Raw genomic sequence first — 14,152 nt, 5'->3', positions numbered from 1 at the left:
ACCATGATCATTTGTAAGTCCGAAGTGGAATTAGGCTTCATGAGGGAAGCTGGGCGAATTGTTGCGGAAACGCATCGTCTTTTAGCGAAATCGATTGAGCCGGGGATTACCACTCTCGAGCTTGATTCGATCGCGGATTCGTTTATTCGCAGCCAAGAAGCAACACCTTCTTTCAAGGGCTACAACGGTTTTTCCGGCAGCATTTGCGCATCAGTGAACGAAGAACTGGTTCACGGCATTCCCGGAAAGCGCAAGTTAAACGAAGGCGACATCATCAGCATCGACATCGGTGCGGAATACCGCGGATATCATGGCGACTCTGCCTGGACATACGGTGTTGGTAAGATTACGGATGCAGCTCAGCAGTTGCTTGACGTAACGGAACAATCACTTTATGCTGGCTTAGCGCTGGTTAAGCCGGATGTTCGGTTGTACACGATATCGCACGCGATTCAACGCGTGATCGAGGATGCAGGTTTTTCCGTTGTACGGGAATATGTCGGACACGGAATCGGTGCGGAGCTTCATGAAGAGCCGCAAATTCCGAACTACGGCATTCCGGACCGCGGACCACGCTTAAAGCCGGGCATGGCGCTCGCGATTGAGCCGATGGTCATTGCCGGTGGGCGTCACGTCAAAACGCTCGCAGACAACTGGACGGTCGTGACGGTGGACAGTTCATGGTGTGCTCATTTCGAGCATACGGTAGCTGTAACGCCGGACGGATGCGAAATTTTGACGAAGCTGGTTGAGTAGGTGAGAGGCATGAATGAATATTCGACTCCGCGTCTCGGCCAATTCGTCAAGGTTCTTCAAGGTCGTGATGAAAGCAAATATGCGGTTATTGTCGGCATTGAAGAGTCGCGCTACGTCAAGATAGCGGACGGAGACAAACGAAAGTTTGATCAACCAAAGCGTAAAAACTTGCTTCATCTCGAATTGCAACCTGCAATTAGCCATGAAGTTGTCCATAGTTTACACGAAAGCGGACGGGTAACGAACAGCAAGCTACGTTATGTCATAGCGAAGCATGCTGAACAACAAGCCGCTGCACATGCTGATGAGAAAGGAGAATGACGTTGGCCAAAGAAGATGTAATTGAAGTTGAAGGTGTTGTAATTGAACCGTTGCCGAATGCAACGTTCCGTGTTGAGCTGGAGAATGGTCACCAAATTCTTGCCCACGTTTCCGGAAAGCTGCGGATGCATTTCATCCGTATCCTGACGGGGGACAAAGTGGTCGTTCAACTGTCGCCATACGATTTGAGTAAAGGTCGCATCACATATCGGAAGTAGTGCTCGGATCGTTCCGAGTCGCGCTTGCATGAACTTGCAGGCCGTTCACACGTCAGGAAGACGGTTTGACGTGCTACTTGAGAAACTGGGAGGTATTCAGCATGAAGGTAAGACCTTCTGTTAAGCCCATTTGCGAGAAATGCAAAGTCATTCGTCGCAAAGGCAACGTTATGGTAATCTGTGAAAATCCGAAACACAAACAAAAACAAGGATAATAGAAGGGGGTGTAGCGTAAATGGCTCGTATAGCTGGTGTAGACTTGCCACGGGATAAACGCGTTGAGATCGCCTTGACATACATTTTTGGTATTGGTAAAACAACTTCTAAAAAGGTAATTGCTGAGGCTGGCGTTAACCCTGATACTCGCGTTCGCGATTTGACGGAAGATGAGGTAAACAAAATTCGTGAGCTGATTGACAAAACGGTTAAGGTTGAAGGTGACCTTCGTCGTGAGATTTCTCTGAACTTGAAGCGTTTGGTTGAAATCGGATGCTATCGTGGTATCCGTCATCGCCGTGGATTGCCTGTTCGTGGACAACGCACGAAAACAAATGCTCGTACACGTAAAGGCCCTCGTCGTACTGTAGCGAACAAGAAGAAGTAATAAGGGGGGATAAGTAGCAATGGCAAAACCAAAAAAAGTCGTACGTACAAAACGTCGTGACCGTAAAAATATTGAGACTGGTGTGGCTCATATCCGTTCCACGTTCAACAACACGATCGTGACTATCACGGATCCACACGGCAACGCAATTTCTTGGGCTAGCTCCGGCGGTTTGGGCTATAAAGGCTCCCGTAAATCTACGCCATTCGCGGCTCAAATGGCTGCTGAATCCGCAGCTAAAGCTGCTATGGAACATGGCATGAAGACGGTAGAAGTTATGGTTAAAGGCCCAGGCGCAGGTCGTGAAGCTGCCATCCGTTCTCTGCAAGCTGCAGGTTTGGAAGTTAGCATGATCAAAGACGTAACGCCAATCCCGCACAACGGCTGCCGCCCACCAAAACGTCGTCGCGTATAATGACGGCAACACCGATGCGTGTAGTATTAAGCTAGCGCCTGTTGGGAAGAATGGTTGTTTAGGCATACTGCATGAATCGACCGACCGTAGGTGTTTGACGTTAATGAACGCCAGCGACGTTTTAAGGAGGGTTATATAGTGATTGAGATCGAAAAGCCGAAGATTGAAACCGTGGAAGTCAATGAGGAAGGCACATACGGCAAATTTGTCGTAGAACCATTAGAGCGTGGATACGGTACGACGCTGGGTAACTCCCTGCGCCGTATTCTCCTCTCCTCGTTGCCCGGTGCAGCAGTGACGTCCGTTCAAATCGACGGTGTCTTGCACGAGTTCTCGACAGTCCCAGGCGTCTATGAAGACGTTACTGAGATTATCTTGAACTTGAAGGCCCTATCGCTGAAAATTCACTCCGATGAAGAGAAAATTCTCGAAATCGATGCGGAAGGCGAAGGGGTAGTAACGGCTGGCGATATTCGAGCGGATAGTGATGTGGAAATTTTGAACCCGGATCTCCGCATTGCGACATTATCACAAGGTTCGAGACTCCATATGCGCATTTATGCGAATCGTGGACGTGGTTACGTACAAGCAGATCGCAACAAACGGGAAGATCAGCCAATCGGCGTCATTCCAGTTGATTCGATCTACACACCAATCTCGCGTGTGAACTACACAGTAGAGAACACTCGTGTTGGTCAAGTAACCAACTACGACAAGCTGATGCTTGAAGTATGGAGTGACGGAAGCATTCGACCAGAAGAAGCGGTTAGCCTCGGCGCGAAGATCCTCACAGAGCATCTGATGCTCTTCGTTGGTCTGACTGATGAAGCGAAAGACGCAGAAATCATGGTTGAAAAAGAGGAAGATAAGAAAGAGAAAGTTCTTGAGATGACTATCGAAGAGCTGGATCTCTCCGTTCGTTCCTATAACTGCTTGAAACGTGCCGGCATCAATACGGTTCAAGAGCTGATTACGAAAACGGAAGAAGATATGATGAAGGTTCGCAACTTGGGCCGCAAATCTTTGGAAGAAGTTCAAGAGAAGCTCGAAGAACTCGGATTGGGCTTACGCATGGAAGACTAAACGGGACTTGGCATAGAAGGAGGGGAAATAGCAATGGCATACCAAAAGTTGGGTCGTGACTCTAGCGCGCGTAAAGCTTTGTTCCGCGACTTGGTTACTGACTTGTTCTTATATGAGCGCATCCAAACAACTGAAGCGAAAGCGAAAGAAGTTCGTTCCATCGCTGAAAAGTTGATCACGTTGGCGAAGCGCGGTGACTTGCATGCTCGCCGTCAAGTGGCAGCATTCGTTCGTCGCGAAACGTTGAACGGTGAACAAGATGCAATCCAAAAGCTGTTCTCGGAGCTTGCACCACGTTACGCAGAGCGTCCAGGTGGCTACACACGTATCATGAAACTGGGACCACGCCGTGGCGACTCCGCGCCTATGGTTTATTTGGAACTGGTTGACCGCGCGTAATTGCGGTTACAGAATACGTTCAATACGTCGTGTAACAGCGATGTGAAAGAAGGCTCCCATGAGGAGCTTTTCTTTTTAACTGTGTCGGATTGGAGCCAACTCCTGTTGGTCTCCAGTCATGACTCTTGCAATGATTCACTTATGAACCTTATATGCTATATCTCATGTGGTGAATGAATGCAAGAACTTACGCAATGCAGCGGCTATCTTTATGCAAATAGAGATGGCAGCGACTGCCCTGCCACGCAGAGCAGTGAATGAAAGGAGTCTTCATGCGTAACATAGGAATGCTTGTAAGCTACGATGGAACAGCTTACAGCGGTTTTCAGATACAGCCGAATGAAGACACGGTACAGGGTCGGATTGAGCAAGCTATTAAAATGCTGACGAATGAATCTATAAGCATTCATGCTTCAGGTCGGACAGATGCAGGAGTGCATGCTTACGGCCAAGTATTCAACTTCATGACCGAATCGGCGATTCCGATTGACCGGTGGACGATTGCGATCAATTCGCGTTTGCCAGATGACATTGTCATCCGTGAGACGTGGGAGGCGCCATTGTCATTCCATTCTCGTTACTCGTCGAAGCGGAAGACATACCGTTACTCCATCATTGCAGAGCGGAAACCGGATGTATTCCGGAGGTTGACCGAGTTCTTTTATCCGAAGCCTCTAAATGTCCGTGCAATGCAAGAAGCCATTACACATATAATAGGGGAGCATGACTTTACCTCGTTTACTTCTCCGAAGTCGACGAAGGTGAGCAATGTTCGCACCATTTATGATGCCCACATCGAATATGAACCAAGCGTAACGGGGGAAGAAGGCCGCGGGAGGATCCATATCGTCGTGACAGGCAATGGCTTCTTATACAATATGGTTCGCATCATTGCAGGTACGATGATACGGGTGGGACAAGGCAAGCTCGCACCTCATGATATCCCACGCATTCTTGAAGCGAAGAATCGCCAGGTGGCAGGTCCCTTGGCTGTTCCTCAAGGACTGATGCTGTGGAGCGTGGAATATGGCGGCGAAGAGCGTCTTGACCTCATAAACAACGTATCCGAGTGATTCGAAAGAATTCCTTGCATTATGCACTAATCTGTTGTAAAATAACTTTTGTGTTTCTTTAGGCTTTCCCACAGCCCCCCAAAGAAATCACACTGCAGATTGCAGTTCTTGAATGGAAATTAACGATTGAATGAATATACACAAGCTAGACAGGAACGAATGTTATTAAGGAGGATATTTCATGCGTACCACTTACATGGCGAAGCCAGCTGACGTTGAGCGCAAATGGTTCATTATCGACGCTGAAGGTAAGACACTTGGCCGCTTGGCGAGCGAAGCAGCTGCACTTATTCGCGGCAAACACAAACCAACTTTCACGCCACATGTTGACGGCGGTGATTTCGTTGTTATCATCAACGCTGAGAAAATCGTGTTGACAGGTAAGAAATTGACTGACAAGAAATACTATCGTCACTCCCACTATCCAGGCGGTTTGAAAGTGACATCGGCTCAAGAAATGTTGAACAACAAGCCAGAGCGTATGATCGAACTTGCTGTTCAAGGGATGTTGCCTAAGACTCGCATGGGTAACAAAATGAAGCTTCGCGTTAAAGCATATGCAGGCGCTGAGCATCCACATCAAGCACAACAACCTGAAGTTTACGAACTTCGCGGATAATAAATAAAGGGAGGACAGTTTCATGGCACAAGTACAATACTATGGGACAGGTCGTCGTAAGCATTCCGTAGCGCGTGTTCGCCTTGTACCAGGCGAAGGCCGCATCGTGATCAACAAACGTGACCTTAATGAATACTTTGGTTTGGAAACTTTGAAGCTTATCGTGAAGCAACCATTGAACCTTACAGAAACACTCGGCAAATACGATGTGTTGGTATTGGCTCATGGTGGCGGCATCTCCGGTCAAGCTGGCGCAATTCGTCACGGCATTTCCCGTGCATTGCTCAAGGCTGACCCTGAGCTTCGTCCAGCTTTGAAAAAAGCAGGATTCTTGACTCGCGACCCTCGTATGAAAGAACGTAAGAAATACGGTCTTAAAGCAGCTCGTCGCGCACCTCAGTTCTCCAAACGTTAAGATTGGATTACCGAACATACAGCCCTTTCTTGGTCTATGGCCAAGAAGGGCTTTTTTGTTTGTCCAATAATGTCATTCATTTCTCCTCAACGCAAAGCATCAATCTCTCCAACTTTACAATCACCTTAAACATCCGCCTGGAATAGGCTGTTATCGTACGTGTTTCTTTAATTTCTAATTTTCGAATTGACAAAGCGTGGAAACGATCTATAATTATTTATTATATAAAACATATCAAAATACTAGGAATAATAAGGCGAGTATTTGGAGGATGCGAAAATGAATTTGTTGGAGAAAGAGGCCCTCATTCACGAGATGGCTGAGCAATTCGAGCACTCGAAGCCGGAAGAAGTCGTTGCCTGGGCGGTAGAGACCTTTCCGAATATTACATTTGCCTGCAGTTTTGGCGCCGAAGACGTTGTATTGGTAGATATGCTGCAGCGAATCAGTCCTTCAACCGATATATTTTACTTAGATACCGATTTCCATTTTAATGAGACTTATGACACGAGAGATCGAATTTCTGAACAATATGGTTTGGATTTTGTTCGTGTCACCCCACAACTCTCCCCTCAGAAGCAAGCTGAACAGTTCGGTGATGAACTATGGCTCCGAGATCCCAATCAATGCTGTAATTTGCGGAAGGTAGAACCACTCACACGTATTCTTAGTAAATATGATGCTTGGATAACAGGGATTCGCCGAGATCAAGCACCAACAAGAGCCAATGCACGAAAAGTTGAATACGATTCTAAATTTGGCCTTATTAAATTCAATCCACTAGCTGCATGGACATCAGAAGATGTATGGAATTATATCCGTGTTAATGGTGTCATTTATAACCCGCTTCACGATCATGGATATCCCAGTATAGGTTGCTCATATTGCACACGAACTGTTCAAGCTGGTGAAGACCCTCGTTCTGGTCGTTGGTCAGGCACAGAGAAAGTTGAATGCGGACTTCATAAGTAATTTTATAGCCATTAAAAGTTAAAAGGCATTGCACAAGTGTAAATGTGGAGTTCATAATCTGAACTTATCTTTCATCGAATAATAGGAGTATTGTTGCTGCGAGAGGAGAGGTGGAAACCACTATGCCAACAATCGAACCTCACGGGGGGATACTAGTCAATCGACTAGTACTGGAAGGTGATAAGGAACATAAACGCAATGAGGCGGCAGCTTTGCCGCATATCCAAATAGACGGTCGGACATTATCAGATTTAGAAATGATCGGGGTAGGGGCTTTTTCTCCACTAGAAGGCTTTATGAATGAGGACGATTATAAGAGTGTAGTAGCTTGGATGAGGCTGGCAAATGACATCATATGGAGCTTGCCTATTACGTTGGCAGTGACTGATGAAGTTGCAAAGGAACTCTCGATTGGAGAAACGGCAGCATTAGTTGGGGAAGAGGATGGAAAACTGTATGGCACTATTGACATCGAAAGCATCTATCAGGCGGACTTACTGCATGAAGCAGAACAAGTCTACAGAACGATGGATACGGCGCATCCTGGGGTCGAGAAGCTTCTGAAGCGACCTTCTACATATGTAGGAGGCAAGGTGTCCGTATTGGAGCGAAAGCAGCCGGATCAGTTTACCCAATATTATTTTGATCCGGCGGAGACTCGTCGATTATTTGCGGACAAAGGCTGGAGAACGATTGTAGGCTTCCAAACGCGAAATCCGGTTCATCGTGCACACGAGTATATTCAGAAGAGTGCAATGGAAATTGTAGATGCATTATTTTTAAATCCGCTCGTTGGGGAAACCAAATCTGATGATGTCCCTGCTGATGTGCGCATGCGCAGTTATGAAGCATTACTAGCGAATTATTATCCAGAGAATCGAGTATTTCTTGGAGTATTCCCAGCTGCAATGCGTTATGCGGGGCCAAGAGAAGCCATATTCCATGCCATCGTACGGAAAAACTACGGCTGTACACATTTCATTGTTGGCCGCGATCATGCAGGAGTAGGCGATTATTACGGCACCTATGATGCTCAGCATATATTCAGCTCCTTCGAACCAGGAGAACTAGGAATACAGCCTTTGTTCTTTGAGCATAGCTTCTATTGCAGGACATGTGGCGGTATGGCCTCCAACAAAACCTGCCCTCACAGTGCGACCCATCATTTGACCTTGTCGGGGACGAAGGTACGTGCCTTATTGCGTGAGGGAACATGTCCTCCGCCAGAGTTCTCGAGACCGGAGGTAGCCCGTATCTTAATCGAAGGAATGGCACATTCCACAACTGCTCGTACGAATTGAATAGAGGAACCTTCGGCAGATAACGTATATTTGTCCACCTCGTCCCATATAGATGATTAGGAGTCTTTATGGAGCGGAGGTGGACTTTTTTGTGAAAAATGTGAGATGGGGACAAATGAAACAAAAACGAAGACAAACGTCAATCTTATGGATACCGTTGCGTAATGTCCGCCAATGGGTGATAAGCCTATGCCTGGTGCTTGCCGTCATCACGGTAATGACAATGGAGATGCCGGTATCGAAAACGTGGACGTATTGGTCGATTCCGTTATCAGGCAAAGTGATTGCAATCGATGCGGGGCATGGAGGCGTGGATGGGGGAGCTGTAGGTCGTGAAGGACTGCTCGAAAAGGATATCAATTTAACGATTGCGCTTTTGTTACGGGATTATTTGCAGCAAGCAGGTGCTATTGTTGTCATGACACGTGAAGGAGACTATGATTTGGCAGATAAGAATACGAAAGGTTATTCTCGAAGGAAAGCTGAGGACTTGAAGAAGCGTGTAGACTATATCGAGGAAAAGAAAGTGGACGTCGTCATTAGTCTCCATATGAACAGTGTTCCTTCTTCGCGCTGGAGTGGGGCACAGGCCTTTTATACGAATCGCCATCCCGATAATGAGCGTTTAGCGAAGTGGATTCAAGCTGAAATTCGAACGAATTTGGGCAATACCGATCGGGAAGCCAAACCGACGGATCGAAAGCTTTACTTTATGGATCATATCTCAATCCCTTCTGTATTGGTGGAGTCTGGATTCCTATCAAATCCGGAAGAATCGCGAATGTTGGCTAATGAAGAATATCAGCGTAAGTTAGCTGCATCCATTTACAAGGGAATTTTGCGATATATTGCAGGGGAAAAGACTGGGAAATGAGGACCTTATGCTATAATAGAAGCGGTTACATAGTGACCGATATGAACTTCATAGGAGACGAGGTGCCATCATGACGACGAAAGAAGAAGTGCTGCAAGCGCTGCAGGGCTTGCAAGAGCCGGTGTCCGGACAAGACATGACAAGCCTTCATTGGATTCGCGATATGATGATTAAGCAAGATGAAGTGAAGCTGACGGCTATCGTAGCGCCGCAGGCAGCAGATGCAGCCGCACGCGAATCGCTGGCCGAACAGATTAAGGAACGTTTGGCTAGAATTGGACAGCACAATGTATATGTGCGTACTCGGATTGCTTCTGAAGCTGAATGTAATGCTGCAGGGATAGCGATGCAAGGGCAATCTCCGGAGCAAGCGAATGCGAGCCGTAACGCTCAAGGAGGCACTGCTCCTCGCGGACATGGTACGGGATTAGAGCAGCATCCTATCTTGGATCCGGAATCTGGAGTCAAGTTCATTGCAATTGCGAGCGGCAAGGGCGGGGTTGGAAAATCAACGGTTACCGTGAATCTTGCGGTTGCGCTTGCTCGTCTCGGTAAGCGTGTTGGTCTTATTGATGCAGATATTTATGGGTTTAGTGTACCTGATATGATGGGAATAGAAGATCGCCCAGTAGTGGTGGACAACTATATCATTCCGCAAGAGCGCTTTGGAGTGAAGGTAATGTCCATGGGATTCTTTGTGGAAGACAATAGTCCGGTCGTATGGCGTGGTCCGATGCTTGGCAAGATGTTGCGTAATTTCTTCCAAGAAGTACAATGGGGAGATCTAGACTACATGCTTCTCGACTTGCCGCCGGGTACGGGGGATGTCGCTCTCGATATCCATCAGATGATTCCGCAAAGCCAAGAAATCATCGTTACAACACCGCATGCGACAGCTGCTTTCGTTGCAGCGCGCGCAGGAACGATGGCCGTTCATACGAAGCATGACATTATTGGGATCGTTGAAAATATGTCCTACTTGGAATGCGGCTCGTGTGGCGAGAAGCAGTATGTATTTGGACGCGGTGGCGGTGCGAAGCTTGCAGATGAGCTTCATGTTGATTTGCTTGCACAGCTCCCGCTTGGTGCTCCTGACAACCATCCTGCTGAGCCAGATTATGCACCTTCTATATATAAGGCTGATTCCCCAATTGGGAAGCTGTTCGATGAACTGGCAACGGCTGTTGATGCAAAGATACAAGCCGGTTCGATATAACAAGATCAAGATTGGAGAGGGCCCAAATCAGGAGCTCCTCTCCATTTTGATTTCAAAAGGGGATAGCGTAACTATTAGCCTTCGCTACTTCCGCCCTCTTCTTCAGATCCTCCACTCTCGCCGCCGCCTTGCTTTTCTCCGCCTTTTTTCTGTCCTTCCTTACCTTTTTCCTTCGGCTGTAGCTCTTCCTTAACGACCTTTCCTAATAAGTCCATAACTTCAAGCTTAAATAAAGGGCTATTCATTGCGTCTTTCATTACAGTTTGAAGCTGTTTGCGATACTCCGGTGTTTTCACCATATCCAAATAGGATTTCATCATATCCGGTGATTTTACAATATCCCCAAAATCCTTCTGATATTCTGGATCCTTCATTAATGCTTTCAGGATCTGTTTATTTTCTTTGCTGACAGCCTTAGCGAATTCCCCGGCAAATTTCGGATCCTTCATCACCTTATCCAGCACTTTTTCATATTCAGGTGATACAAGTGTATCCTTAACAGCTGTACGTAATTGCTCCTGCTGCTGCATGGTAAGCGATTGGGCTTGCATACCGCCGCCGCCACCGCCTGATGGCCCTGATTGGATCGCCTTTTGAGCTTCCTCAGTCTTTAAAATATCGACAACCATCGTTTTGACTTCTTTATAATCGAGATTACTGCTTTGTGTGGGCTGCTCCATGCCGCAAGAGGTCAACAGCACGATTACGATAAGACTGACAATCGCAAGCTTGCCCAGTGGTGCCTTCATAACAGCTTCGCTCCCTTCTGTCCATGTCCTCACGCGTAGTATGTGGAGGAAATTATGAATTATGTTTGACAATGATAGTTTTTTGCTGAGAACATTGGTAAAATAATGAACATTGCGGAGGTGGAGCACCATGAATTTGAAAAAATGGTCTTATTTATTTTGGACGACTACATGTATTGGTGGGGCGATTAGTCTCGTCATTGGCCTCGCATTACAAGTATTTCAAGGGGAAATGGGCAATTTTAGAGGGCCAGTGGACATTATGCTTAATGTGCTTCAACTGATTTTGAGCGGATGTATGATAAGCGTCTATTCTCAGATGGGCTTTTTCGCATACTTGACATTGAATTATATTGCCATAGGTCTGTTTAAGAAAGGATGGCCGTATGTTCAGGTCGTATTGACTGTAATTGCTCTGCTGGATCTAATGTTTTTACGGATGTTGTTAGTTGACAGGCCAGAAGGTGCAGCAAGAGGAGGATATGAGGATATCTTATTAGGCGTAGTCGTCCTTGTATTCGCTGTCGTTGTTTCCTATTGGAAAGTCAAAGCGACAAATGCAACAGCTCTCATTCCAACCTTATTCTTTATGATTGCCATCACCACAGTTGAAACATTGTCAGCACTTAATATTGGAAATATGGCTACTTGGTTCGTATACATACCGCTCGCAATCTGCAATGCATATCAAATTTTGATGCTGCATCGACTGCTGGGCACAGCAAAAAGCTGACGGAAATCCGTCAGCTTTCTTGTTTATCTCCTTACATGCCAACTGCATTTTGCAAATGCTCCATCATGGTCGCTTGATCTTGAATTGCTTTGCTCTTCATTTCTGTTTGTTGTATTAGTTCCGAGACCGTGACGAACTCAAATCCCTTGGCAGACAGCTGATCCAGAATGGTCGGCAGAGCGAGGTGGGTTTGCTTGCATGAATCACTGGCGTGCATGAGAATAATGTCCCCAGGATGTGCTTTGCTAACAACACGGTTTACAATCGTATCGACCCCGGGATTTTTCCAATCCAATGAATCCGTATCCCATTGAATAACTTTATAATTTAGGCTATTCGCGATTTGGAGAACACGTTTGTCAAAATCCCCATTGGGCATGCGGATTAAATTCGGAGATTTCCCCGTAACTTCGGTCAAAATATGATGGGCTGCTTGTATTTGCTTGCGAATATCCTCATCACTCATACTGCTGTAATTGTCATGCTTGTGACCATGGCTTCCAATTTCATAGCCTGCGCTTACGATCTTTTTCACTAGATCACTGTGCGTTTTGCTCCAAGGAGAGGAGAGAAAAAACGTTGCTTTCTTGACACCCTTCTCCTGCAAAACCTGTAAAATAGGCTCGATGCGGCTATCGCCCCAACTGATATCGAACGTTAGTGCGAGCATTTTTTTGTCAGTAGGAACGCTGTAAATCGCAGAAGGACTGCTGCCTTCTGAAAATACAGTGATGTTGTCGCTCTCCACGTAAACGACACCAGCGGCGAATAACATCGCAATAGCGAGGAAGAATACGCGTTTTATTTTTTTGCCGCTAAATACATAAAAGTAATTCATAGCAGGGCTGCTCCTCTCGTACCGTTGGAATGGGGCTTCTTAACAGGAAGTAATCCAATATATTGCTGCCCGTCGACAAGCTGCAGCTTGTCATGCTTGTTTACTACACTGTATGCTGAGTATATAGAATTATGTCTGCAGGTCAGTCTGAAAGGAGGGTTCATATGCTTCGATTTCCATCATGGTGGAATACGTTAAAGCAGATTCGCTTGTATCTCCTAGCCGCTGTCGTGCTTTTTGCTGGAGGTTACATACTAGGGAACCAGTGGAGCGGGTTTGAAGGGTTTATTATGGAGCAGCTCAAAGGGATTCAGGGCATTCGGGATCAGTTGATGCAATCCGAAAATCAAGAGTTGTCGTTCTTTGTGTTCATTTTCTATAACAATGCGATTAAAGCCGTTTTAATTATGTTTGCTGGGATCGTATTAGGAATTGTTCCAGCAGCATTCCTTGTTATCAATGGCATGGTGATCGGGCTGCTGCTTCGGATGATGGAGTCACAAGGCATTGATTTAGCAAGTACAATCGTCAAGGGCTTACTGCCGCACGGGATACTTGAAATTCCGGCCATTCTTATCGCAGGAGCCTACGGTATGAGATTTGGAATGCTTATTTTGCAGCGATGCTTTAGCAAACGGAAACGAACCGAAGTGCCTACAATTATAGAATGGGTGAAGCATACCGGAGTAGGGGCTGTATGGATAACCGCAATGCTGCTAGTAGCTGCTATTATTGAGAGTACAGTCACATTTTGGCTCATGCATAGTTAACTAGATGAAGAATACGCACCTCCCTGTGATAAAACGTCTTAAAAATGAGCATAACAGTAAAGCGGCACCATTCTTTCTGTAAAATCACAGAAGCGGGTGTAAGCTGTCAGCCTGAAGCTCGCCTTATGGCTGTAAAGCGTTTTATGGAAGCAAGACATTATGTTCAATGGGGTATTGTCTCAAGGGAGGATGCGGTCAGTTATGCTAGGATTTCTGTTCAATGAGAGAGAATGTAAAGAGTTAAGTTATATGCTTCGTAAAGAATTAGATGAGATGCTGTTCGACTTAAGCGATAAACGTTTAGAAGTAGAAATTCGGGATGCCATATCCAAGCGATATCGCACGGTATTCCGCATGTATGCACGGATAGCTTCACCTAAAGAACTGTCTAAGTATGCAAGGAATCATCGCAATGTTACTATGTAATAAAAAAGTTTTAAAAAAGTGTTGACGTGTTTACGAATATATGATAAATTATTTTTCGTTCCCTTCTGAACGACTTCGACATGAAGCGAGTGGGAATAACATCATAAAGAACGGTTGAAAAAAACATTTGAAAAAAAGTGTTGACATCAACTGAACGAAATGATAAGATATAAAAGTCGCCGCTGACAAAGCGGTGAGGAAAAGAAAGTAACTAAGAGATTGGTTACTGACTGAGATTGTTCTTTGAAAACTGAACAACGAGCAACGTTTGTGAATGAGGTAGCAATACCTCGTCAAAAGATATGAGCAGTTCAAACTTAACTTTAACGGAGAGTTTGATCCTGGCTCAGGACGAACGCTGGCGGCGTGC

At 46.0% G+C, this 14,152-nt stretch carries 20 protein-coding genes; 18 read left to right on the top strand and 2 right to left on the bottom strand.

The window, feature by feature from the left end; translation table 11 throughout:
- Positions 1–3: 3 nt before the first annotated feature.
- The 15 genes from map (at position 4) to ACQ5BJ_RS25145 (ending at position 10,266) form a co-directional block, all read left to right on the top strand.
- Positions 4–756, top strand: coding sequence for a type I methionyl aminopeptidase (gene map, locus ACQ5BJ_RS25215; RefSeq protein WP_040735556.1), 753 nt, complete (start codon positions 4–6; stop codon positions 754–756).
- Positions 757–765: 9 nt separating this feature from the next.
- The gene (locus ACQ5BJ_RS25210) at positions 766–1,077 is read left to right on the top strand and encodes a KOW domain-containing RNA-binding protein (RefSeq protein WP_005544523.1); all 312 of its coding nucleotides are present in this window, start codon (positions 766–768) and stop codon (positions 1,075–1,077) included.
- Positions 1,078–1,079: 2 nt separating this feature from the next.
- On the top strand, positions 1,080–1,295 hold the full coding sequence (gene infA, locus ACQ5BJ_RS25205) for a translation initiation factor IF-1 (RefSeq protein ID WP_005544522.1): 216 nt from the start codon (positions 1,080–1,082) through the stop codon (positions 1,293–1,295).
- Between the two features lie 101 nt (positions 1,296–1,396).
- A complete protein-coding gene (gene rpmJ, locus ACQ5BJ_RS25200; RefSeq protein ID WP_003333770.1) occupies positions 1,397–1,510 on the top strand; it encodes a 50S ribosomal protein L36 in 114 nt (37 codons plus the stop codon).
- Between the two features lie 20 nt (positions 1,511–1,530).
- Positions 1,531–1,899 (top strand): 30S ribosomal protein S13, encoded by a 369-nt coding sequence (gene rpsM, locus ACQ5BJ_RS25195; protein WP_005544507.1) that lies wholly within the window; start codon positions 1,531–1,533, stop codon positions 1,897–1,899.
- A 19-nt stretch (positions 1,900–1,918) separates the two neighbouring features.
- On the top strand, positions 1,919–2,314 hold the full coding sequence (rpsK, locus tag ACQ5BJ_RS25190) for a 30S ribosomal protein S11 (RefSeq protein WP_021252440.1): 396 nt from the start codon (positions 1,919–1,921) through the stop codon (positions 2,312–2,314).
- A gap of 138 nt (positions 2,315–2,452) precedes the next feature.
- Positions 2,453–3,397, top strand: a complete 945-nt coding sequence (locus tag ACQ5BJ_RS25185; protein WP_005544505.1) for a DNA-directed RNA polymerase subunit alpha — start codon at positions 2,453–2,455, stop codon at positions 3,395–3,397.
- A 33-nt stretch (positions 3,398–3,430) separates the two neighbouring features.
- Positions 3,431–3,796, top strand: coding sequence for a 50S ribosomal protein L17 (rplQ, locus tag ACQ5BJ_RS25180; RefSeq protein ID WP_005544503.1), 366 nt, complete (start codon positions 3,431–3,433; stop codon positions 3,794–3,796).
- A gap of 272 nt (positions 3,797–4,068) precedes the next feature.
- A complete protein-coding gene (gene truA, locus ACQ5BJ_RS25175) occupies positions 4,069–4,869 on the top strand; it encodes a tRNA pseudouridine(38-40) synthase TruA (RefSeq protein ID WP_163979323.1) in 801 nt (266 codons plus the stop codon).
- A gap of 181 nt (positions 4,870–5,050) precedes the next feature.
- Entirely contained in the window at positions 5,051–5,488 is a 438-nt protein-coding gene (gene rplM / locus ACQ5BJ_RS25170; RefSeq protein WP_005544500.1) for a 50S ribosomal protein L13, read from the top strand.
- A 22-nt stretch (positions 5,489–5,510) separates the two neighbouring features.
- Complete coding sequence (rpsI, locus tag ACQ5BJ_RS25165; protein ID WP_005544499.1) at positions 5,511–5,903, top strand: 30S ribosomal protein S9; 393 nt, start codon at positions 5,511–5,513, stop codon at positions 5,901–5,903.
- Between the two features lie 279 nt (positions 5,904–6,182).
- Positions 6,183–6,875, top strand: a complete 693-nt coding sequence (locus ACQ5BJ_RS25160) for a phosphoadenylyl-sulfate reductase (protein ID WP_005544498.1) — start codon at positions 6,183–6,185, stop codon at positions 6,873–6,875.
- 122 nt (positions 6,876–6,997) lie between these two features.
- Complete coding sequence (gene sat, locus ACQ5BJ_RS25155; RefSeq protein WP_430112886.1) at positions 6,998–8,176, top strand: sulfate adenylyltransferase; 1,179 nt, start codon at positions 6,998–7,000, stop codon at positions 8,174–8,176.
- Positions 8,177–8,291: 115 nt separating this feature from the next.
- Entirely contained in the window at positions 8,292–9,050 is a 759-nt protein-coding gene (cwlD, locus tag ACQ5BJ_RS25150) for an N-acetylmuramoyl-L-alanine amidase CwlD (protein ID WP_430112933.1), read from the top strand.
- A gap of 70 nt (positions 9,051–9,120) precedes the next feature.
- Positions 9,121–10,266 carry an Mrp/NBP35 family ATP-binding protein gene (locus ACQ5BJ_RS25145; RefSeq protein ID WP_430112884.1) on the top strand — a complete coding sequence of 382 codons (1,146 nt, stop codon included), beginning with the start codon at positions 9,121–9,123 and terminating at the stop codon, positions 10,264–10,266.
- Between the two features lie 74 nt (positions 10,267–10,340).
- Here ACQ5BJ_RS25145 and gerD read toward each other — a convergent pair whose 3' ends face one another.
- Positions 10,341–11,015, bottom strand: a complete 675-nt coding sequence (gerD, locus tag ACQ5BJ_RS25140) for a spore germination lipoprotein GerD (protein ID WP_005544494.1) — start codon at positions 11,013–11,015, stop codon at positions 10,341–10,343.
- Positions 11,016–11,145: 130 nt separating this feature from the next.
- Here gerD and ACQ5BJ_RS25135 point away from each other — a divergent pair, with 130 nt between their 5' ends.
- Positions 11,146–11,748 carry a KinB-signaling pathway activation protein gene (locus tag ACQ5BJ_RS25135; RefSeq protein ID WP_163979328.1) on the top strand — a complete coding sequence of 201 codons (603 nt, stop codon included), beginning with the start codon at positions 11,146–11,148 and terminating at the stop codon, positions 11,746–11,748.
- Between the two features lie 31 nt (positions 11,749–11,779).
- On the opposite strand, the gene pdaB is transcribed toward ACQ5BJ_RS25135, so the two are convergent.
- Positions 11,780–12,586 carry a polysaccharide deacetylase family sporulation protein PdaB gene (pdaB, locus tag ACQ5BJ_RS25130; RefSeq protein ID WP_163979329.1) on the bottom strand — a complete coding sequence of 269 codons (807 nt, stop codon included), beginning with the start codon at positions 12,584–12,586 and terminating at the stop codon, positions 11,780–11,782.
- A 164-nt stretch (positions 12,587–12,750) separates the two neighbouring features.
- Between pdaB and ACQ5BJ_RS25125 the strand changes: the two genes are divergently transcribed.
- Together ACQ5BJ_RS25125 and ACQ5BJ_RS25120 are read left to right on the top strand one after the other, a co-directional pair.
- Positions 12,751–13,356: a stage II sporulation protein M gene (locus tag ACQ5BJ_RS25125; RefSeq protein ID WP_268621578.1), complete on the top strand. Its 606-nt coding sequence runs from the start codon at positions 12,751–12,753 to the stop codon at positions 13,354–13,356.
- A 201-nt stretch (positions 13,357–13,557) separates the two neighbouring features.
- Positions 13,558–13,782, top strand: a complete 225-nt coding sequence (locus ACQ5BJ_RS25120) for a hypothetical protein (protein WP_005544487.1) — start codon at positions 13,558–13,560, stop codon at positions 13,780–13,782.
- Positions 13,783–14,152 lie beyond the last annotated feature (370 nt).

The sequence above is a fragment of the Paenibacillus sp. B1-35 genome, from assembly GCF_050474385.1.
In the GTDB taxonomy this organism is placed as follows: Bacteria; Bacillota; Bacilli; order Paenibacillales; family Paenibacillaceae; genus Paenibacillus_B; species Paenibacillus_B alvei.
Note: the sequence above shows the minus strand (reverse complement) of the source record. Positions and strands in the feature narration are given on the sequence as shown.